The following is a 21644-nucleotide window of genomic DNA, read 5'->3' on the forward strand; positions in this document are numbered from 1 at the left end:
GAAGACATGGGCGGCAATCGCGAAGCGCTTACGGCGGCAGGCGAAAAGATATGGAATTATACCGTCACAGAATTGAGCCTCGCGCTGCCGTTTCTTCGCATTGCCTTCTTTCTGCTTCGCCCGCAGATGGATCTGCGCATTCAAAATATAGGAACGGACGGAAGTGCGGTCGCCTACCAGCCGCGCTACCTGTTGCAGTGCTTTGTCGACAATCCGAGAGCGCTTCGGCGGACCTGCTTTCACCTCTTTTTGCACTGCATCTTCCGCCACGTCTACCATGTGCCGGCGGCTGCGGCGGACAGGGAAAACTGGGACCTCGCGGCGGATGTTGCGGTCGAGTACCTCGCGGACTCCCTCGATGAGGATATTCTTCGGGAGACGGAGAGTGATACGCGGCGCGCCTGGTATGAGCGCTTTTTTGCGGAGAGCCGCATCATGACGGCGGAGCGCATCTACCGCAGTTTACAGGGCATGGACTTAAGTTACGATGAGCGGGAAGAACTTCGGAAAACCTTTTGGCGTTGCGACCACAGTCTCTGGAAAAATCCGGAGACTAGGCCGCCGAAGACAGAGGAAAAGTCTCTGCCGGCCGAGGAGAAGCGCTGGGAGGATGCGGCCGAGCATGTCGAAAAAATGCTCCTTGCCGCCGGAAAAGAGGCGGGTAAGGGCGCGGAGAGCTTTCTCCGCACCCTTCGCGTACAGGGAGAAGCGCGGCTCTCCTACGGGGAAATCCTGCGCCGCTTTGCGGTTGAGCGGGAGGTCATGGAGATCGACCCGGACGCTTTTGACTACGGGTTCTACTACTACGGCATGGAGCACTACGGCAACATGCCCTTAATCGAGGAAAATGAGTACCGCGAGGAGCGGCGCATCGCCGCCCTGGTCATCGCCATCGACACTTCGGCCTCGACGCAGCACGGGGATGTGGAGCAGTTCTTTGCGGAGACCCTCGGCATATTCCGGGAAGAACAGGCCTTTTTCCGGGATGCGGAGATTCATCTGATTCAGTGCGACGAGGCTGTGCGTGAAGACAGGCGCTGCCATAGCCTCGGTGAACTCGAGGCCGCGCGGGACAGCCTGCAGCTATCGGGCGGCGGCGGCACGGATTTTCGTCCGCTGTTTCGCTATCTGGAGGAACTGACGGCGCAGGGGGCCTTGTCGGGGCTCCGCGGTGTATTTTATTTTACAGACGGAGAGGGACAGTTTCCGGAACGGGCGACACCCTACCAGACCGTCTTTGTATTTCCGGGGCGCGAGGAGAGCGTGGAACAGCGCGTTCCCGCCTGGGCGCTCAAGGCATATCTGGAGGAGAAAAAGGCGTGAACATTCAAGAGGCAAAAGAGGAAATTTCCCGTGCGATCGATGCCTATTTGTGGAAGGATGAAAGCGGGCACTATCGGATTCCGCGGGAGCGGCAGCGCCCCGTTCTCCTGATGGGTGCACCCGGTGTCGGCAAGACTGCGATTATGCGTCAGCTCGCCGAGGAGAAAGGGCTCGCACTCGTCTCCTATACCATTTCCCACCACACGCGCCAGAGTGCCATCGGCCTTCCGGTTGTGACCGAGCAGCTGTTTGACGGCAGACCGCAGAAGACCACAAACTACACGATGAGCGAGATTGTCGCCTCGGTCTATGAGATGATGGAGAAGAGCGGCAAGCGAGAGGGCATCCTCTTCCTCGATGAGATCAACACGGTCTCCGAGACGCTTGCGCCGACCATGTTACAGTTTCTCCAGTACAAGACTTTCGGCACCCACCGCGTGCCGGACGGCTGGGTCATTGTGACCGCAGGCAATCCGCCCGAGTATAACCGCGCGGTGCGGGACTTTGACGTGGTGACCAAAGATCGCGTGCGCGAGCTTCGCGTGACGGCGGACTTTGCGGTCTGGAAGCGCTATGCCCTGGAGCGCGGCATTCACGGCGCCGTGCTCGCCTTCCTGGAACTTGAGCCCGAGGCGTTCTTCTTTGTGCGCGCGGGCGAGGCGGGCAAGCGCTTTGTGACCGCGCGCGGCTGGGAGGATCTCTCGGATTCGCTGAAGGCCTATGAGGCGCTTCGGCTCGACGTGAGCGGGGCTTTCACGGCTTCCTTTTTGCAGGACGCGGAAATCGCGGATAAGTTCTACCGCTACTACCTGCTGTATCGGAAGTATGCGGCGCTCTACGATATCGCGGGCATTCTCGGCGGCAGGGAGAAGGCAGATGCCGCGCGGCTCAAAAAGACCGGCTTTGACGAGAAGCTCAGCTTTATTGCGCTGCTCTCTGCGGCAATCGGAGAGCGCGTCCGGAAATGGCAGGAGGAGTTCCGGGTGCAGCAGGAGGTTTTTCGCATTCTGAAAGAAATCCGGGACGCAGAGGCAGCGGGACAGACAGTCGTCACGGAAGCACTCCGGGAGGCGCGCTTTGCTGCCGAGCAGCGATTATTGCGGGAGCAGGCAGCCGAGGCGCTGTCGCCGTCGCGGGAGCGGCAGCTCACGGCAGTTGTCACAAGGCTTCGACACTATGAGACTTTATCGGATGCGGCAGAGCCGAAAGATGCCTTTGACGCGCTACGCACAGCCTTTGCGGCCGACGAAGCGGCCAGAAAGCAGCGCGAGGCAGAGACCGGCGAAGCCCTGTCACGTGCGCTCCGCTTTACGGCGGAGGGCTTCGGCGAGGGACAGGAGCTTGCGCTCTTCCTGACCGAGCTCAACGAAAACAGCGCGGTGCTCGCCTTTGCGGATGAGACAGGCCACGCGGACTATGCGCGCTACAATCAGCTCTTACTGCTGAGAGATCGCAGGGAAACTTTAAAAGAGGAGGTCATGCAGTTCCTATGAGATTTGTACTGCAATGTGTGAGTCAGGCGTCCTGCACGGTCGAGGGGCGCGTGACCGGCGCAATCGAGAGAGGGTATCTCATTCTGGCCGGCATCTCGGACAGCGACACCGAGGAGACCGCCGACCGTATGCTCAAAAAAGTGGCGGGGCTTCGCATCTTCCCCGATGAGAACGGCAAGACAAACTTAAGTCTCGCGGAAATCGGGGGCAGCATTCTGCTGATTTCGCAGTTTACACTCTATGCGGATTGCCGGAAGGGAAACCGCCCCTCGTTTGTGAAGGCGGGCAAGCCCGAACATGCGGAGCGGCTCTATCGCTATCTTCTTGAGCACTGCCGCCGGGAAGGCATCGGCAAGACGGTGGAGGAGGGAATTTTCGGCGCGGACATGAAAATTGCGCTTGTGAACGAAGGACCGTTTACGCTGGTGCTCGATTCGGAGGAACTGCTCCGCAAATAAAAAATATTTCAAAAAGCAATTGACAGCAAGAGACAAAACGGGTATACTCTCTTTGTTCTTGTGATTGGGCTATCGCCAAATGGTAAGGCAACGGACTCTGACTCCGTCATTGTGAAGGTTCGAATCCTTCTAGCCCAGCGAGTAAAACCGAGCCGTTCGGCTCGGTTTTTTTGTATCTGTTATTTTGACCGATATGCGGCTATGATTGAGATAGTGCGTTGTTTCGGGACAAAGGATATTCGGATTTCATCATTCGCCGAGAGGCGATTTTCGGAAAGGCGGTAGGGCATGAAGTATTTAAAACTCGGCGTCATGCAGACTTTGGTAATCGAGAGACAAAAGGAGTTCGGTGTCTTTCTCCGCGCGGCAGCGGACACGGCGGGCGAGGAGACTGTGCTGCTCCCGAAGAAGCAGCTGCCTGCGGGCGCGGTAGCGGGCACGTCACTCGAAGTCTTCTTATACAAAGACAGCTCAGATCGCCTGATTGCGACGACGCGTCGCCCTCTGCTCACGGTCGGCGAAGTCGGAAAGCTTGAGATTCGGGAGATCACGAAAATCGGCGCGTTTCTCGACATGGGACTCGAGCGCGATGTATTGCTTCCGTTCCGGGAGCGGGTCGGGGAAATCAAGCCCGGCATGCAGGTGCTGGTCGCGCTCTATGTCGACAAGAGCGACCGCCTTGCCGCGACTATGCGGGTGTACCGCCATTTGAGAGCGGCGGAGGGAGTCGCGAAGGAACAGGTGGTGCGAGGTACCGTCTACGAGCTCGGCGAGCCCGGCATTTATGTTGCGGTCGATGACAAGTATTTCGGCATGATTCCGAAGGCCGAGGCCTACGGCAATTTCTCGGTCGGCCAAGAAATCACGGCGCGCGTGATTCGCGTTCGCGAGGACGGAAAGCTGGATTTAAGCCCCCGGCGCAGAGCTTTTGAGCAGATGGATGAGGACGCGGAACTGCTGCTCAAAAAACTGGATGAGGCGGGCGGAAGTCTGCCCTACCACGACCGGAGCAATCCGGCGGAAATCGAGGCCGCGCTCGGTCTTTCCAAGAATGCGTTTAAACGCGCACTCGGGCGCCTCTTGAAAGCCGGGAAAGTAGTCAAGACGCCACAAGGGCTACTGAAAAAATCATGAATATTGCCTAAAAATTGGCACTGCTCCCAGCTTGTATGCTTGCTATTCTTGTTAAACTGCCTTATGATGGTTCTGATTGAATGTGAAATTCTTTGAAAACACGGTAGCAGCGGAGCTGTGTCACCGCGATTGAAAGGAGACAGGGATGATATCGAACCAAATTCTGCAGTCCACCCTGGAGGGAATGAAGGCAATTACCCGCGTGGATCTTTGCATCACGGACACCGAGGGCAGTCTGCTGGCCGGAACGTTTCCGGAGGCGGAGACACAGGAAGCCGCAGCCTACACCTTTGCCAATTCGCCGGCGGACGCACAGGTGCTCGGCAACTATCAGTTCTTCAAGATTTTTGATGACAACCAGCTCGAGTACATTCTGGTTGCCTGCGGCGCAAGCGAGGATGTCTACATGGTCGGAAAGCTCGCGGCCTTCCAGGTAGAGAACCTCCTGACGGCTTACAAGGAGCGCTTTGACCGCGACAACTTCATCAAGAACCTCCTGCTCGACAACCTCCTCTTAATCGACATCTACAACCGCGCGAAGAAGCTCCAGATCGAGGAGCAGGCGCGTCGCGTCTGCTTTGTGATCGAGACCGAGGCGGGCAAGGAAATGAGCGCGCTCGAGACGGTGCGCAATATCTATGCAAATCGCGGGCATGACTTTGTGACGGCGGTCGACGGCCGCACGATTATCCTGGTGCGCGAGGTGCGCGAGGGCGAGAGCTTTGAGGAGCTTGACCACGCGGCGCGCGAGGTGATCGAAGGGCTCCGCGCGGCGGAGATTCTGGACGTCAACATTGCCTACGGCACGATTGTGAAGGACATCAAGGATGTGTCCCGCTCGTACAAAGAGGCTATGATGGCGCGGGAAGTCGGCAAGATTTTCTATCCGGACCAGACCATTGTCGCCTACAACAAGCTCGGCATCGGCCGCCTGATTTATCAGCTGCCGTCTTCGCTCTGCAAGATGTTCATCAGCGAAATCTTCGAGGGCAAGACGCCCGAGCAGTTTGATGAGGAGACCCTGCAGACCATCAACAAGTTCTTCGAGAACAGTCTGAATGTCTCGGAGACCTCGAGACAACTTTATATCCACCGAAACACTTTGGTGTACCGTCTCGACAAGCTGCAGAAGACAACGGGCCTCGACCTCCGCGTCTTCGAGGACGCCATCACATTCAAGATTGCGCTGATGGTTGTCAAGTATATGAGTTCCAAGGAAGAGGTATTTGATGGCAGAAAATTCTGAGTGGAAGAACGACGAAGAGGAAGCCCGCGCCCGGAAAGAGGCGGAGGCGGCCGTGCGACATGCGCGCGATTATCACATGCGGAAGCAGGGCTACTGGAAGGGCTTTTTCGTCGGCTTTTTTGCCTGCGTGGCAGTGCTTGCGGTTGCGGCCGCGGTTCTGTTTTTCCGGGTGAGCGGCAATCGCCGGCCTTACCGGGCGGACAAGACGACGCAGGCCACCCCGGCAGAGGCGAGCGCCAATCCGAAAGATCTGAATTACGATAAGATTGAGGCAAAGATGCGTCTCCTGCAGAATGTGATATACAAGAACTATCTCTTTGACGAGAAGGAGACGGATGTCGAGGACGGCATCTATAAGGGCATGATGTCGGGTCTCGGCGATCCCTACTCGGTCTACTACACGGCGGACGAATACAAGAAGCTGACCGAAGAGACCAGCGGGCAGTATTCCGGAATCGGTGCCGTGCTGAATCAGGATCCGGATACGAAAATCAGCCGCATTGTGACCGTGTTCCCGGGTTCTCCCGCGGAAGAGGCGGGACTTAAGCCCGACGACATTCTCTACCAGGTCGCCGGAAAGGATGTGTCCGGAGAAAATCTGGATGTCCTGGTCGCGAGCTATATCCGCGGCGCAGAGGGAACCAGCGTCGAAATCAAGGTGCTCCGCGGCGACAAGCACGAAGAACTCACATTTAACGTGACGCGCCGCAACATTGTGATGCCGACGGTCGAGTCGGAGATGAAGGCGAATAAAATCGGCTACATCCGCGTGCTCCAGTTTGACACCGTGACGCCGGATCAGTTCAAGCAGGCGGTCGATGAGCTCCAGAAGAAGGGCATGAAGCGTCTGGTCATTGACCTTCGCAATAACCCGGGCGGCGTTGTGGACTCCTGTATCTCGATGCTCGACTACATGCTGCCGGACGGCCTCCTGGTCTACACGGCAGGGCGGGACGGTGTCGGTGAAAAGTATTACGCGACCGACGGGCACGAGGTGAATCTGCCGACCGTCATTCTGATCAACAAGGGTTCGGCGAGCTGCTCGGAGATTTTTGCGGGCGCCTACCATGACTTTGACCGCGCAAAACTGGTCGGCACGACGAGTTTCGGCAAGGGCATTGTCCAGTTCGTGATGCCGCTCGGCGACGGCTCGGCGGTAAAACTCACGACACAGCATTATTATACGCCGAACGGCTTTGATCTCCACGGCAAGGGAGTCGCGCCGGATGTCGAGGCAGAGTCCGAAGAGGGCGATGTGCAAAACGGCGAAAAGGACGCACAGCTCACGCGTGCACTGGAAGTTGTACAGGAAGAATAAGAAGAAAACGAGACGAGACAGACCGACCGGAAATTTTTGGCGTCTGTCTCTTTTCTCGTTCAGAATGCATAAAAATAAGTTTTATAGATTATTTTTACAAAAATAGCTTGCCTTTTTCGGGACAGGCCGTATAATGGAGCAAGAGAAAACAAAAACCGGATGCAGGAGGGGAAAAAGATGAAATTGAAAAAAGTTGCGGTGGCAGCGGCAATCGGACTGATGGGCATGGCACTTATGGCCTGCGGCGGCAAAAAGAGCGAGGAGAGCAGCGCGGCAGCGGGCAGCGAGAGCAGTGTATCGTCCGGCAGCGTGGCGGCGGATGCGGCAAAGGTAAAGACTGTGAGCGCGGGCAAGCTCACAATGGTCACGAATGCGGAGTTCCCGCCCTACGAGTATCACGAGGGCAATGACATCAAGGGCATCGATGTCGAGATTTGTCAGGCAGTCGCCGAGAAGCTCGGGTTGAAGCTGGAGATTGAGGATGTCGCCTTCGATGCGATTATTCCGGAGGTGACTTCCGGCAAGGCGGATCTCGCGGCGGCAGGTATGACCGTCACCGAGGACCGGAAGCAGAACATGGACTTCTCGGACACCTATGCGAGCGCCAAGCAGCTGATTCTGGTGAAGGACGACTCGACACTTGCAGGTAAGGATGACCTGAAAGGCAAGAAAATCGGTGTACAGCAGGGCACGACGAGCGACCTTATGAGCACGGAAGACTTCGGTGATGACGCAGTGGTGCGTTTCTCGAAGAGCATGGAGGCCGTACAGGCGCTTACCCAGGGCAAGATTGATGCGGTTATCGTGGACAGCCAGACCGCAGAGCAGTTTGTCAAGGAAGTGCCGGGCATCAAGGCGCTGGATGCAAGCTATTCGGACGAATCCTATGCAATCGGCGTGAAGAAGGGCAACACCGAACTTCTGAATGCTGTCAACGGTGCACTTTCGGAGCTCAAGTCCGAGGGGAAGCTCGATGAAATTGTGACTCAGTACACCAAGGCAGAGTGAGGAGAGGCATGTTTCAGAGCTTTGCGGATGATCTTTATCGGAATTTTATCGTCGATCACCGTTGGCGCTATTTGACCAACGGACTCCTGCTCACCCTGGAGATCACCTTTTTTGCGGTGCTGCTCGGTGTGGTCCTTGGCTTCTCGGTTGCACTGGTACGCGAGGCGCACCGCAGCACCGGTAAGTTTCGCCTGCTCAGTGCCATCGGCGGCGTCTACCTGACCGTGATTCGCGGAACACCGGTCGTCGTGCAGCTCATACTGATTTATTTCGGCATCTTTGCCTCGGTCCGCATTCCTCCGATCCTGGTCGCAATCATTGCCTTCGGCATCAACTCGGGGGCCTATCAGGCGGAGATTTTCAGAAGCGGCATCGAAGCGGTGCCGCGGGGGCAGTTTGAGGCGGGGCGCAGCCTCGGTTTCAGCTATTGGAAGACCATGTGGCGCATCGTGATGCCGCAGGCAATCAAGAATGTAATTCCGACCCTGGCGAATGAGTTTATTGTTCTCTTAAAGGAGACCTCGGTCGCGGGATATGTTGCGCTGAACGACCTCACGAAGGGCGGCGATATCATCCGCAGCCGCACGTATTCCCCCTACCTGCCCATGCTGGCGGTCGCGCTGATTTATCTCTGCCTCGTGATGATTTTCTCCGCGGGTGTCAAGTATCTGGAGAGGAGGTTGAAGACCGGTGAGCGCTAAGTCATTGCTACAGGTAAAAGAACTCAGAAAGCAATTCGGAAAGCAGGAAGTCCTAAAGGGCATAACGACGGATATCAAGGCAGGCGAGGTGGTCTGCGTGATCGGCCCTTCGGGCTCGGGAAAGTCCACCTTTCTCCGCTGCTTAAACCGCCTCGAAGAAGCGAGTTCCGGACAGATTCTCTTTGAGGGTGTGGACCTCTGCGACAAGAAGACAGATATCGACAGTGTGCGTCAGCGTATGGGCATGGTCTTTCAGCAGTTCAACCTCTTTCCGCACATGAATATTCTAAAGAACCTGACCCTCGGGCCCATGGAACTGCAGAAGCGGAGTCGGGAGGAGGCCGAGGCCTATGCGATGGAACTGCTTCACAAGGTCGGACTCGCCGAGCGGGCGAATGCCTATCCGCAGCAGCTCTCGGGCGGGCAGCAGCAGCGCATCGCGATTGTGCGGGCGCTCTGCATGAAGCCGGATGTGATGCTCTTTGACGAGCCGACCTCGGCGCTAGACCCGGAGATGGTCGGCGAAGTTCTGAACGTGATGAAGGATCTTGCCGCGCAGAAGATGACCATGGTCGTTGTGACCCACGAGATGGGCTTTGCGCGCGAAGTGGCCTCCCGCGTCATGTTCCTTGCGGACGGCTATTTCCTCGAGGAGGGAAGCCCTGCGGAGCTCTTCGGGAATCCGAAGAACGAGAGATTACAGAGCTTTTTGAGCAAGGTATTATAAGAGCGCGGCGGAATACGCGCTGTGAAAAAGAGGAAGCAGGCCTTTTCGGCTTACGTTTCCTCTTTTTCTTTCGCTTGACGCGAAGTGAGGAAGAGTCTATGATACTTCTAGGAATAATTCTTATTTTGCGTTTGGCAGCTGTAAGGAGGTACAGTGATGAGAGAATATAAAAACCTGATTATCGGCTTCGGCAAGGCGGGCAAGACGCTCGCAGGCTATCTCGCGAAGAAGGGCGAGAAGACAGCTCTGGTCGAAGAGAATCCGCTTCGCTACGGCGGCACCTGCATCAATGTGGCTTGCATCCCCTCAAAGTCTCTGGAGCACAGCGCAGCGCTCTCGGCGACCTTCGGCGGCAGTTTGGCAGAGAAAAAGGAGCGCTACCGGGCGGCCATTGCGGAGAAGCAGCGCCTCACGGGCTTCCTTCGTCAGAAGAACTATGAGAAAATTGCATCGACCGGTGCGGAGATTATTGATGCGCGCGCAGTCTTTCTGGATCAGCACCATGTAAAGCTTCAGTTCCCGGACGGCCGCGTGGATGAGGCAGAGGCAGAGCGCATCTTCATCAACACCGGTGCGGTCACGGTGATTCCGCCGATTGCGGGCATCGAAAACAATCCGAAGGTATTCACGAGTGAGAGCATGATGGAGCTCAGCGAACTTCCGGAGAAGCTGGTCATCATCGGTGGCGGCTACATCGGCCTCGAGTTTGCTTCTTACTACAATAACTTCGGCTCTAAGGTCACGGTCATTCAGGACAGCGAGCAGTTCATCCCGCGCGAGGATAAGGAGATGGCGGCGCTAATCGAGAAGACCCTCGTTGAGAGCGGTATCGAGATTATTAAGGGCGCAAAGGTTGAAGAGATTCAGGGCGGCAGCGTGCGCTTTACCGTAGGCGGCAAGGCAGAGGAGAAAACGGGAGACGCAGTGCTCCTTGCGACCGGCAGAAAGCCGAACACCGCAAATCTCGGCCTCGAGCATGCGGGGGTAGATGTCACGGCGCGCGGCGGTATCATCACCGACAAGCAGTGCCGCACGAGCGTCAATCATATTTTCGCGATGGGCGATGTGCGCGGCGATCTCCAGTTTACCTACATTTCCCTCGATGACTTCCGCATTGTCCGCGATGCGCTCGCCGGAAAGACGAGAACCACCGAAAACCGCGGCGCGGTGCCCTACGCGGTCTTCCTGACCCCGCCCTTTGCGAGAGTCGGCTTAAGCGAGGAGGAGGCAGTCGCAGCCGGAAAGAAGTTTAAGAAGACCCTGCTCCCGACCGCAGCAATCCCGAAGGCACAGGTGCTCCGCGAGACCCGCGGTGCACTCAAGGTTTTGATTGAAGAGGGCACGGGCCTCATTCTCGGCGCACACCTCTTCTGCCCGGAGTCCCCGGAGATGATTAACCTCGTGAAGCGCGCAATGGACAGCAAGATTCCGGCTTCCGAGCTCGCGGAGCAGATTTATACGCATCCCACGATGACCGAGGCATTCAACGACTTGTTCGCATAAACAAATGTTCTCTTTTCCCTTGCCGTGGGAGGGTTCTGCCGCTATACTGAATATGTGATTTGTGTTTTGCGCCTCTTGCAAGGGAAGAGGCGCTTTGTTTGTACCTGCGACAGGCGATAGAGGAAGAAATGGCAAAACAATATATTAAAATTCGAGGCGCGGCGGAGCACAACCTAAAGCATGTGGACATCAACATCCCGCGAAATGAGCTTGTGGTTCTGACCGGCCTCTCGGGCTCGGGTAAGTCGAGCCTGGCCTTTGATACGATTTACGCCGAGGGACAGCGGCGATACATGGAGTCGCTCTCGAGCTATGCGAGACAGTTCCTCGGTCAGATGGAGAAACCGGAGGTCGAGAGCATAGAAGGCCTCTCCCCCGCGATTTCGATTGACCAGAAGAGCACGAACCGGAACCCACGCTCGACCGTGGGCACCGTGACCGAGATTTACGACTACCTGCGTCTCTTGTATGCGCGCATCGGCATCCCGCACTGCCCGAACTGCGGGCGGGAAGTGCAGCGCCAGACCATAGACCAGATGGTGGATCAGCTGCTTGCCCTGCCGGAGAAGACCCGTGTGCAGATTCTGGCGCCCGTGGTGCGCGGCAAGAAGGGCAGACACGAGAAGGTGCTCGAAAAGGCAAAGCGGAGCGGCTATGTGCGCGTCCGCGTGGACGGCAACCAGTACGAGCTGAGCGAAGAAATCGTGCTGGATAAGAACATCAAGCATAACATCGAGATTGTCGTGGATCGCATCTCGATTCGCGACGGCATTCAGCAGCGACTCACCGATTCGCTCGAGGCGGCGCTCGCGCTTGCGGACGGCATCGCGGAGGCAGAGATTGTGGACGGCGAGACTCTGCGCTTTTCCCAGAACTTTGCCTGCCCGGACTGCGGCATCTCCATCGAAGAGGTGGAGCCGAGAAGTTTTTCCTTCAATAATCCCTTCGGCGCCTGCCCGGAGTGCGCGGGACTCGGCTACAAGATGGAGTTCGACCCGACGCTCATGATCCCGGACGAGAGCCTCTCGCTCAATCAGGGTGCAATTATAGCGCCCGGCTGGAATTCGAGCAGCCAGAAGGGCAGTTTTACGAATGCGCTCTTAAACGCGCTCGCGGAGCACTACCACTTTTCGCTCGACACGCCGTTTGAGGACTACCCGGCTTCCGTGCGGGAACTCATACTCTACGGCACCAAGGGGAAGGAAGTGCCGGTTTTCTATAAGAGTCAGCGCGGCGAGGGCACCTATCAGGTCGCCTTTGAGGGCCTCATTGAGAACGAGAACCGCCGCTACCGCGAGACCTTCTCCGACACCATGAAGCAGGAGTATGAGAGCTACATGCGCATCACGCCCTGCAAGTCCTGCGGCGGCAAGCGCCTCAAGAAATCAAGCCTCGCGGTCACGGTCGGCGGGAAAAATATCTACGACGCGACGGATATGTCGATCGTCAAGTTCCGCGACTTTGCGGACGGCCTTGCGCTCACGGAGACCCAGAGGAAGATAGGCGAGCAGATTTTAAAAGAGATTCTTAACCGCGTGAGCTTTTTAATCGATGTGGGACTCGACTACCTGAGCTTGAGTCGCGGTACGGCGACCCTCTCGGGCGGCGAGGCGCAGCGCATACGCCTGGCGACCCAGATCGGCTCCGGTCTCGTCGGTGTGGCCTACATCCTGGACGAGCCGAGCATAGGCCTTCACCAGAGGGACAACGATAAGCTGCTCGCGACCCTAAAGCACCTGCGCGATCTCGGCAACTCGGTCCTCGTGGTCGAGCATGATGAGGACACCATGCGCGCCGCTGACTGGGTCGTTGATATAGGTCCGGGCGCAGGCGAGCACGGCGGACAGGTGGTCGCGGCCGGAACCGCCGAAGATCTCATGAAGAACCCGGACAGCATCACGGGACAGTACCTCTCCGGTGCGAAGAAGATTCCGGTGCCCGCGGAGCGGCGAAAGTCCGATCAGTACCTCACGGTGAAGGGCGCTGCCGAAAACAATTTGAAAAAGCCTACGGTCAAGTTCCCGCTCGGCGTCATGACCTGCGTGACCGGTGTCTCCGGTTCCGGCAAGTCCTCGCTGGTCAACGAAATTCTCTATAAGTACCTCGCGAAGAAGCTAAACCGCGCACACGAACATCCGGGCGCGTTTCAGAGCATCGAGTGGGACGGCAAGCTCGATAAGGTCATTGCAATCGACCAGTCCCCGATCGGCAGAACGCCGCGCTCCAATCCCGCAACCTATACGGGCGTCTTTGATTTGATTCGCGACCTCTTTGCGGCGACGCCGGATGCGAAGGCGCGCGGCTATCAGAAGGGACGCTTCAGCTTTAACATCAAGGGCGGCCGCTGCGAGGCCTGCGCGGGCGACGGCATCGTGAAGATCGAGATGCACTTCCTGCCGGATGTCTATGTGCCCTGCGAGGTCTGCGGCGGCAAGCGCTATAACCGCGAGACCCTCGAAGTGCGTTACAAGGGAAAGACCATCTACGACGTGCTCAACATGACGGTAGAAGAGGCCTGCAGCTTCTTCGAGAACGTGCCGAGCATCGCGCGGAAGATGCAGACCCTGATGGATGTGGGCCTCTCCTACATCCGCCTCGGGCAGCCGAGCACCGAGCTCTCGGGCGGCGAGGCACAGCGCATTAAGCTCGCGGCCGAACTTTCGCGCCGCGGCACCGGACGCACGGTCTACATTCTGGACGAGCCGACCACCGGCCTCCACTTTGCGGACGTGCATAAGCTCGTGGACATTTTGAGACGCCTCTCCGAGAGCGGTAACACCGTGATCGTGATAGAGCACAATCTGGACGTCATCAAGACGGCGGACTATATCATAGACATGGGGCCCGAAGGGGGAGATGGCGGCGGCACCGTGGTCGCCGCAGGCACCCCGGAGGAAGTGGCGGCGGTCGAGAATTCCTGGACCGGGCGCTATTTGAAAAAATACCTTTGAGTTGTTACATAAAGCCGCCAAGGCAGGAGATACCGAAGCTTTGGCGGCTTTGGTTTAACCAAGATGCATAAGCGTTTCGCGCGGAGAAACATGATTGCCGATTGTTGCGCCACCCGCAAATGTGATATGATGACGGGAGATTATTCAGAGAGGAGAGCGACGTGGGACTCGAACAACAGGAAAAGATTATAGTCTTGGATTTCGGCGGGCAGTATAACCAGCTGATTGCACGGCGCGTGCGCGACGAAGGCGTTTATGCGGAGGTATATGCTTCCGACATCGATTTGGACAAGTTAAAGGCAATGCAGCCGAAGGGCCTCATTTTTACGGGCGGACCGCAGTCCGTCTTCAAAGAGGAGAGCCAGCACATCGATAAGAAGGTGTTTGAGCTCGGCATTCCGATTCTCGGCTTCTGCTACGGCGCACAGCTGATTGCGCACACTCTGGACGGCAAGGTTGAAACCGCGCCGGTCAGCGAGTACGGCAAGACCAAGACGGAAGTAAAGACGGATGCAACGCTGTTTCGCGGTGTTCCGGCGGAGATTTCCAGCTGGATGTCCCACACGGACTATATCTCCAAAGTGCCGTCCGGCTTTACCGTGACCGCACACACCGAGAACTGCCCGGTTGCGGCCATGGAGGATACGTCTCGTCACATCTACGCGACCCAGTTCCACCCGGAAGTGCAGCACACCGAGTACGGCAAAGAGCTGATTCACAACTTCCTCTATGACGTCTGCGGTTGCAAGGGCGATTGGAAGATGGACAGCTTCGCAGAGGCAGAGATTCAGCGCATTCGCGAGACCGTGGGCGACGGCAAGGTGCTTCTTGCGCTCTCCGGCGGCGTGGATTCATCGGTCGCGGCGACCTTGATGGCAAAGGCCATCGGCAAGCAGCTCACCTGCGTCTTTGTGGATCACGGCCTCCTTCGGAAGGACGAGGGCGATGAAGTCGAGGCTGTCTTCGGACCGAAGGGAAAGTACGACTTAAACTTTATCCGCGTGAATGCGGGACCCGAGTACTTTGAGAAGCTTAAGGGAGTCGAAGAGCCCGAGCAGAAGCGGAAGATTATCGGCGAGCAGTTTATTCGCATCTTTGAGCGCGAGGCAAAGAAAATCGGCGCGGTTGATTTCCTCTGCCAGGGCACCATCTACGCCGACGTGGTCGAATCCGGCCTCGGCAAGGGCGCGGTGATTAAGTCCCACCACAACGTGGGCGGACTTCCGAAGAACATCGAGTTCCGCGCGATTATTGAGCCGCTCCGCAATCTCTTCAAGGACGAAGTGCGTAAGGTCGGCTTAGAGCTCGGCCTTCCCGAGGCGCTTGTGTACCGCCAGCCCTTCCCGGGCCCGGGACTCGGCGTTCGCATCATCGGCGAAGTCACGCCGGAGAAGGTTAAGATAGTCCAGGAGGCAGACAGCATCTACCGCGAGGAAATCAAGAAGGCGGGCCTTGCGCGCGAGCTCAGCCAGTACTTTGCCGCCCTCACGAACCTCCGCTCCGTCGGCGTAATGGGCGATTTCCGTACCTACGACTATGCCGTTGCGCTCCGCGCCGTGAAGACGGACGACTTCATGACCGCCGAGTGCGCGGAGATTCCGTTTGCGGTGCTCCAGACCGTCATGAACCGCATCGTGAATGAGGTGAAGGGCGTGAACCGCGTGTTCTACGATCTGACCTCGAAACCGCCGGGGACGATTGAGTTGGAATAAATTCCAAAACCGGGACATAAATAAAAAATACAGATATATATACCGAAATCGGGATACATGTTGACCTTCTGTCTGGCCTGCATCAAAATGAATGCAGATCAGACGGGAGGTTTTTTGCGATACAGAGAAAGGAATAACTACAGAAAGTGCGGATAACTATCCAAAGACCATTCTTACCTTGGATCGTTTCAGCCAGGGAAATTACAATGGTGTGCAGGTTGTGAATGTGGTTGACTGGCTGCTGGGACAGGCGATATAAGGTATAAGTTACTAATTCAATATTATAGGTTTTACATGATTGATAAATTTTCTAACATTACCAATCCGGAAAAGTGCCTGAGGAGAAGAAAGTTCATATGACGGTAGAACAACGAAAGGAAAGCTGGAAAAGAGAGGAGGAAATCGCCCGTATTCACGGATGGGATTTTTCTCATATTCATGGCAGGTATACGGAAGAAGATGATTTACCGTGGGATTTTGGAAAGATCATTCAGAAATATCGGAACGACAGCATGAAACTGATGGATATGGAAACCGGTGGCGGAGAGTTTTTGCTTACTTTCCGACACCCCCATGAAAATACGGCGGCGATCGAAGGCTACCCGCCGAATGTGGAACTGTGCAAAAAGGTTTTGCTCCCGTTGGGAATTAAGTTCAAAGCGGCGGGAGGAGGAGATAAGCTTCCGTTTTCCGATCAAAGCTTTGATATTGTCACCAACCGGCATGGAGACTATGACGCTGCAGAACTGCAGCGCGTATTAAAACCAGAAGGGCTGTTCCTAACACAGCAGGTAGGCGCCGAAAATGATCGGGAATTGGTTGAGCTTCTGCTTCCTCAGCTCACAGAAGTACCATATCCAAAGCAATATCTGGAGGTTAAAAAAGCGGAACTTCTCGAACATGGTTTTGAGATACTGGAAAGCGGAGAAGTCCGACGGCCGATTCGTTTCTTTGATGTCGGAGCTCTTGTTTGGTTTGCAAGAATTATCGAATGGGAGTTTCCGGGCTTTTCCGTTGAAAGCTGCTTTGAACATTTGCTTGAGGCACAGAAAAGCATTGAAAGAGACGGACTGCTTGAGGGGAGTATTCACAGATTTTATATTGTGGCCAAGAAGAAGTAGTTGCTAGATTGCAAGATCAGGTAGGACAGTCTGAAATAATTCCTCCGGCGGACTGTAATGAAAGGATTTTCGAGGGAGTTGATTGACATCAAAAGAACTCCCTTTTGGTAAGAACCGGCAAATTAAAACAGTCCTTTTCTCTGGCAAGGCCGCAAATCGTATCAGGTGCCGGATGCTTTGAAAGTATCTGCTTTACAGCAAACGACACGAACTACTTGGCTTTCGCCGGTTTTAGGGGGCAATGACTATTTCGTCTTCGTTGTTCGTAGACACGCTGTCCCGAATCTCCAAAGTACCGCGTGTATGGCTCCGGATTCCGTCCTAGCTGCTGTAGTACAGTACCTCTGAGCAACTTCAATCTGTGCGCGCTTTTCGCGTGTCAGGTGGCGATATTTTCTATTTGTGGTATACTCGTTCCGGGCCATGGCGAACCTCCTGGTGTGTTGGTGTGTGGTAGCTTCATCATACCACGAGTTCGTCAGCGGCTCTTTTTTATTGTCCTAGTTCATCTTACAATCATCCATTCTTGTGGAGAAATCATCAAATACTTGACAACATTATTATGGGGGTCTATATTATAGACAGATACTCGTTCTGTATGAATGAGTTTATATTTTGTATCTAGGTTAGCTGAAGCTAATAAAGACGGGTGGCGGGGAGGTGCGAATTCTGAAAAAGAACAGTAAAAAGCCGGAGATTCGGCGACAGGAACTGATCGACATAGCAGCAGCTCTTTTCGCTGAAAAAGGATATGAAGCGGTTTCCGTCCGAGATATTTTGGAGGTGGTTAACGGGGCACCGGGAATGTTCTACTATTACTTCAAATCCAAGCAGGAAATCTACATGGCTGCGATGGAGCAGTACATTACTCGGCGACTGGAACGGAAGTGTAAGATCATGGAGGATGAAGAAGTTCCTTTTGAGAACAAGCTCCCTGTCTTTCGCAACATGGTCGAGGAGGATATACAGGGCTATGTGGATCGATTCGTGCCACAGGACGATGCTTCCATTTCGGACAACTCATATAAGCTCTATGATCTGGTGCATATGTTGGGCCGAATGGTAGTTCCCTATTCAAAATTTATCTTACAGGGAATCCGGGAAAACAAGCTGAAGAACCGTTTTCATATTACAGAGGAAAATGTGCAAGCGTTCGCAACCTTCGTGTTATATGGTGCATGGGGGATGATTTACAACAACAAATTTACGGGAAGCGGGGATTCCTATGACTTAGAAAATATACTTAAAATCACAGATCAGCTGTTTTACTGATCCCTGAAACAACAAAATAACATCAACAACCAACACAACGGGAATGTTCCGAATGGAGCATTCTCGTTGTGGCGTTTTAGGGACACAGAACGAATTTTGTCTGTAAAAAAGAAAGAGAGGTTTAACATCATGAAAAAAAATGAGAAGCCAAAACAGGGAGTTTCACGGCTGTTGGAGATTTCAGGAGAAACGAATGCACCCTTTATTGTCAGTGTTCTTCTCTCCATATGCGGGACACTGTTTCAGCTAGTGCCATATCTATCCGTTTATCAGGTGATGGCAGAGCTATTACAGCATGCGGCGGCAGGAAGCAGCTTAAATACAGGCTTCATGATTCGCTGGGCCGTATTGGGTCTAATTGGTCTGATCGTGGGATATGTTCTGTCTTATGGCAGCGGTATGATGGCACATGCCTTTTCCTATCGCGTAATCTGCGGCGTTCGGTTAAAGGTGGCAGAGCATATCGGTAAACTACCAATGGGATATGTTACGAATCACTCTATCGGGAAAATAAAACAGGTTCTCGAGGCGGATGTAGAACAGATTGAGAATTTCCTGGCACATCAATTGCCGGATCTTGTAAGTACGGTTGTCATGCTTCTGGCGATCTTTATCATTATGTTTTCCCAAAATATCAAGCTGGCATTTGCTTGTCTGCTTCCAATCGTACTTGGGTTTGTCTGCCAGTTTGCGGTGCTGATCAAAGTTATGAAAAGTGGCGGAGTGAAAGAGAATTTTGATGCATTGGAAAAAATCAGCAGTTCTTCGATCCAATATGTCCAGGGAATGCCATCGATCAAAATATTCGGACAGACCGTGAAATCCTTTCAGAAGTTCTATGAGGACATTATCAGTTATCGGGATTTTACAACCCGAATGACCGAAATGATACGACCGGGATTTGTCCTGTTCCGCATGTTTGTGCTGTCCGTGGCAACTTTTCTTGTTCCGGCCGGGTTACTTCTATATTTGCGAAATCCAAGTGATGTGTCGTTTGTAGTGACCTTTCTCTTTTTCCTGATTTTAGGTCCCGGCACTGCCTCGCTGGCGCTGAAACTACGCGGCTTTTCCGAGAATATGAATGTTATTACCGAAGGCGTGACACGCGTAGATGAAGTGTTGAATGAAAAACCATTGCCTGAACCGGTGCAGGGAAAACTTCCAACAAGTTATGATATCAAGTTCCATGATGTTTCTTTTTCTTATGAGGCAGAAGGCAGGAAGATTCTTGATAAGATTTCCTTTATCGCGCGCCAAGGTGAAATCACTGCATTGGTCGGGCCGTCTGGGGCAGGAAAATCTACGATTGCGGAGCTTATCCCCCGCTTTTGGGATGTGACGGATGGCGGCATTGCAATCGGTGGCGTGGATGTTCGAGACATGACGGTTCATGACTTGATGGAACAAGTGTCTTTCGTCTTCCAGGAAAGCTTTTTGTTCTCTGATACGATTTTTAACAACATTGCCTTAGGAAAACCAGGCGCCACTAAAGAGCAAGTGGAACAGGCTGCATGTGCAGCAAGGTGCCACGATTTCATCATGGCGCTCCCCGAAGGCTATCAGACAAATATTGGCGATGGCGGAGTATATCTGTCCGGCGGCGAGCAGCAGCGCATTTCCATTGCGAGAGCGATCTTAAAGGATGCCCCGATCCTGATTCTTGACGAGGCCAGTGCCTATGCGGACGCAGAGAATGAACATGAAATGCAGATAGCCCTGCGCTCCCTGATTCAGCATAAAACAGTCATAATGATTGCGCATCGATTGACGACCATTCGTAACGCCAATCAGATTCTGGTCGTGGATCAAGGTCAGATCAAGGAAAAAGGGTCCCATAATGAATTATTAGAGAAACACGGTCTGTATGCAGATATGTGGAGTACAGAGGAATATTCCTCTTCATGGACCATATGTGCCGGGAAGGAGGCAGTGACAGAATGAACAAGATATTAAATGCAATCACTTGCAAGGAACCGAAAAGGCTTGTTAAGCCGGTATTGTGGAACGCACTGGCCAATTTGTCCAATCTTCTGCCTTTCCTGTGCCTGGCATATATTGTTGATCAGATTTATGAATATTTTATCCATGGGCCAGGAAACAGTAAATCAATGTGGATCGCCTGGGGTCTCATGCTGGTATTCTTTGGCCTCACATGGCTTTTGGAGAACATAGCCTGCAAGCTGACTTATCGAGATGGCTTTATGGCATCAGCAGACGGCAGGATTAAATTGGCGGAGCATATCCGCAAACTACCGCTGGGGTTTCTCACGAGCAGGAATGCAGGTGAGGTGGGAAACACCATGATGAACGATTTTTCTCGTACCGAATCCGCCATGACGCACATTCTACCACAAATCATCAGCGGCGTTATCATGGCAATTCTTGCTTCCGCTCTTCTGCTGGTAGTGGACTTTCGTATGGGCCTTGCCATGTTTGCGGGATTTCCTGCCGCTCTGCTGATCATGCTGGGAATGCGTGGACTGGAACAGCGGCTGGACACAAGGCTCTCCAAGGCACGGGTCAGTCAGGCCGGGAAGATACAGGAATATCTGTCCGGTATGCGTGTGATTAAGTCCTATAACATGCAGGGGAGTAACTTTGAAAGGCTGAGAAAGGCCTGCACAGACTATCGGGATGCCTGCATCAAAGTGGAAAGTGGGATCGGACCGCTGAATCTGGTTGCAGCCGCTTTCCTCCGCAGCGGATTATCGCTGATGACGGTGACGGGAGTCTTTCTTGTGGCCGGAGGAACATTGACGGTTCCTACGTTTGCGCTGTTTCTGCTGGTGGGTACCCGTGTGTTTGATCCGCTTGCTGTTGCCATCATGAATTATTCTGAGCTGATGATGTGCAGCATGGCAGGAGAACGGATTTGCACATTGCTTAACGAGCCGGAGATGGCAGGCAACAGTGACGTACCAGGCAAACATGAAATCTGTTTTGAGCATGTCAGCTTTAGCTATGGCGGAGCTGAAACACAGGAGGTTCTGCATGATGTAAGTGTTCGGCTGGGATCGAGGACGATGACCGCTATTGTCGGACCGTCTGGTTCTGGCAAGAGCACCATGCTGCGTCTGCTTGCTCGTTTCTACGATCCCACTTCCGGCAAGGTACTGTTCGGCGGTGTTGATGAAAGAAACATCGAACCGGAGAAGTTGATGAAGCATATCTCCATGGTCTTTCAGGATGTCTATCTGTTCCAGGATAGCGTTGCGAATAATATTCGTTATGGAAAAGAAGATGCCACGCAGGAGGAAATTGAAAGCGCGGCGCGGCTGGCCAATTGTTACGACTTTATTATGCGGATGCCGGATGGATTTGAGACGATTATCGGAGAAGGCGGGTCTACGCTTTCCGGCGGTGAGAAGCAACGAATCTCCATCGCAAGAGCGATTCTGAAAGATGCCCCAATCGTTTTGCTGGACGAGGCAACGGCATCTCTTGACCCGGAAAACGAGGCGGAAATCCAGCAGGCGATCAGTCGTTTGGTGCAGGATCGCACCGTGGTGGTGATTGCGCATCGCCTGAAAACGGTTGTGGGAGCCAATGCAATCCTTGTACTGGATCATGGCCGGATCGTAGAACAGGGAACTCATAATCAGCTCCTCACTCAGAATGGATTGTATGCAAAGCTGTGGAAACTGCAGACTTCCACCGAGGGCTGGAAAATAAATTAA

General features: G+C 54.3%; 16 protein-coding genes and 1 tRNA gene. All 17 read left to right on the plus strand.

Features of this window, described 5'->3' with window-relative positions; translation table 11 throughout:
- The first annotated feature begins 6 nt into the window (after positions 1-6).
- The 17 genes from HMPREF9623_RS07425 (at position 7) to HMPREF9623_RS07505 (ending at position 21644) form a co-directional block, all read left to right on the plus strand.
- Positions 7-1323 carry a vWA domain-containing protein gene (locus HMPREF9623_RS07425; protein ID WP_009533280.1) on the plus strand — a complete coding sequence of 439 codons (1317 nt, stop codon included), beginning with the start codon at positions 7-9 and terminating at the stop codon, positions 1321-1323.
- Positions 1320-2816, plus strand: coding sequence for an ATP-binding protein (locus tag HMPREF9623_RS07430; RefSeq protein WP_009533281.1), 1497 nt, complete (start codon positions 1320-1322; stop codon positions 2814-2816). The genes HMPREF9623_RS07425 and HMPREF9623_RS07430 overlap by 4 nt, the downstream gene beginning before the upstream one ends.
- A complete protein-coding gene (gene dtd, locus HMPREF9623_RS07435; RefSeq protein WP_009533282.1) occupies positions 2813-3274 on the plus strand; it encodes a D-aminoacyl-tRNA deacylase in 462 nt (153 codons plus the stop codon). Before HMPREF9623_RS07430 ends, dtd begins: the two co-directional genes overlap by 4 nt.
- Before the next feature lie 65 nt (positions 3275-3339).
- Positions 3340-3412: transfer RNA gene (locus HMPREF9623_RS07440), tRNA-Gln, on the plus strand.
- Between the two features lie 150 nt (positions 3413-3562).
- Entirely contained in the window at positions 3563-4408 is an 846-nt protein-coding gene (locus HMPREF9623_RS07445; protein WP_009533283.1) for a CvfB family protein, read from the plus strand.
- Between the two features lie 145 nt (positions 4409-4553).
- Positions 4554-5654, plus strand: a complete 1101-nt coding sequence (locus HMPREF9623_RS07450) for a PucR family transcriptional regulator (RefSeq protein ID WP_009533284.1) — start codon at positions 4554-4556, stop codon at positions 5652-5654.
- Positions 5638-6972, plus strand: coding sequence for a S41 family peptidase (locus HMPREF9623_RS07455; protein WP_009533285.1), 1335 nt, complete (start codon positions 5638-5640; stop codon positions 6970-6972). The genes HMPREF9623_RS07450 and HMPREF9623_RS07455 overlap by 17 nt, the downstream gene beginning before the upstream one ends.
- A 177-nt stretch (positions 6973-7149) precedes the next feature.
- Entirely contained in the window at positions 7150-7980 is an 831-nt protein-coding gene (locus tag HMPREF9623_RS07460; RefSeq protein ID WP_009533286.1) for a transporter substrate-binding domain-containing protein, read from the plus strand.
- Positions 7981-7988: 8 nt separating this feature from the next.
- Positions 7989-8681 (plus strand): amino acid ABC transporter permease, encoded by a 693-nt coding sequence (locus HMPREF9623_RS07465; protein ID WP_009533287.1) that lies wholly within the window; start codon positions 7989-7991, stop codon positions 8679-8681.
- Positions 8671-9408 (plus strand): amino acid ABC transporter ATP-binding protein, encoded by a 738-nt coding sequence (locus HMPREF9623_RS07470; protein ID WP_009533288.1) that lies wholly within the window; start codon positions 8671-8673, stop codon positions 9406-9408. Before HMPREF9623_RS07465 ends, HMPREF9623_RS07470 begins: the two co-directional genes overlap by 11 nt.
- A gap of 156 nt (positions 9409-9564) precedes the next feature.
- Entirely contained in the window at positions 9565-10911 is a 1347-nt protein-coding gene (locus tag HMPREF9623_RS07475) for an FAD-dependent oxidoreductase (RefSeq protein ID WP_009533289.1), read from the plus strand.
- A gap of 128 nt (positions 10912-11039) precedes the next feature.
- Positions 11040-13862, plus strand: a complete 2823-nt coding sequence (uvrA, locus tag HMPREF9623_RS07480) for an excinuclease ABC subunit UvrA (RefSeq protein ID WP_009533290.1) — start codon at positions 11040-11042, stop codon at positions 13860-13862.
- A 161-nt stretch (positions 13863-14023) separates the two neighbouring features.
- Entirely contained in the window at positions 14024-15574 is a 1551-nt protein-coding gene (guaA, locus tag HMPREF9623_RS07485) for a glutamine-hydrolyzing GMP synthase (protein ID WP_009533291.1), read from the plus strand.
- Positions 15575-15930: 356 nt separating this feature from the next.
- A complete protein-coding gene (locus HMPREF9623_RS07490; RefSeq protein WP_009533292.1) occupies positions 15931-16695 on the plus strand; it encodes a class I SAM-dependent methyltransferase in 765 nt (254 codons plus the stop codon).
- Positions 16696-17355: 660 nt separating this feature from the next.
- Entirely contained in the window at positions 17356-17967 is a 612-nt protein-coding gene (locus tag HMPREF9623_RS07495) for a TetR/AcrR family transcriptional regulator (protein ID WP_009533293.1), read from the plus strand.
- A gap of 129 nt (positions 17968-18096) precedes the next feature.
- Complete coding sequence (locus tag HMPREF9623_RS07500) at positions 18097-19908, plus strand: ABC transporter ATP-binding protein (protein ID WP_009533294.1); 1812 nt, start codon at positions 18097-18099, stop codon at positions 19906-19908.
- Positions 19905-21644: an ABC transporter ATP-binding protein gene (locus HMPREF9623_RS07505; RefSeq protein WP_009533295.1), complete on the plus strand. Its 1740-nt coding sequence runs from the start codon at positions 19905-19907 to the stop codon at positions 21642-21644. Before HMPREF9623_RS07500 ends, HMPREF9623_RS07505 begins: the two co-directional genes overlap by 4 nt.

Source organism: Stomatobaculum longum (assembly GCA_000242235.1).
GTDB lineage: Bacteria > Bacillota > Clostridia > Lachnospirales > Lachnospiraceae > Moryella > Moryella longum.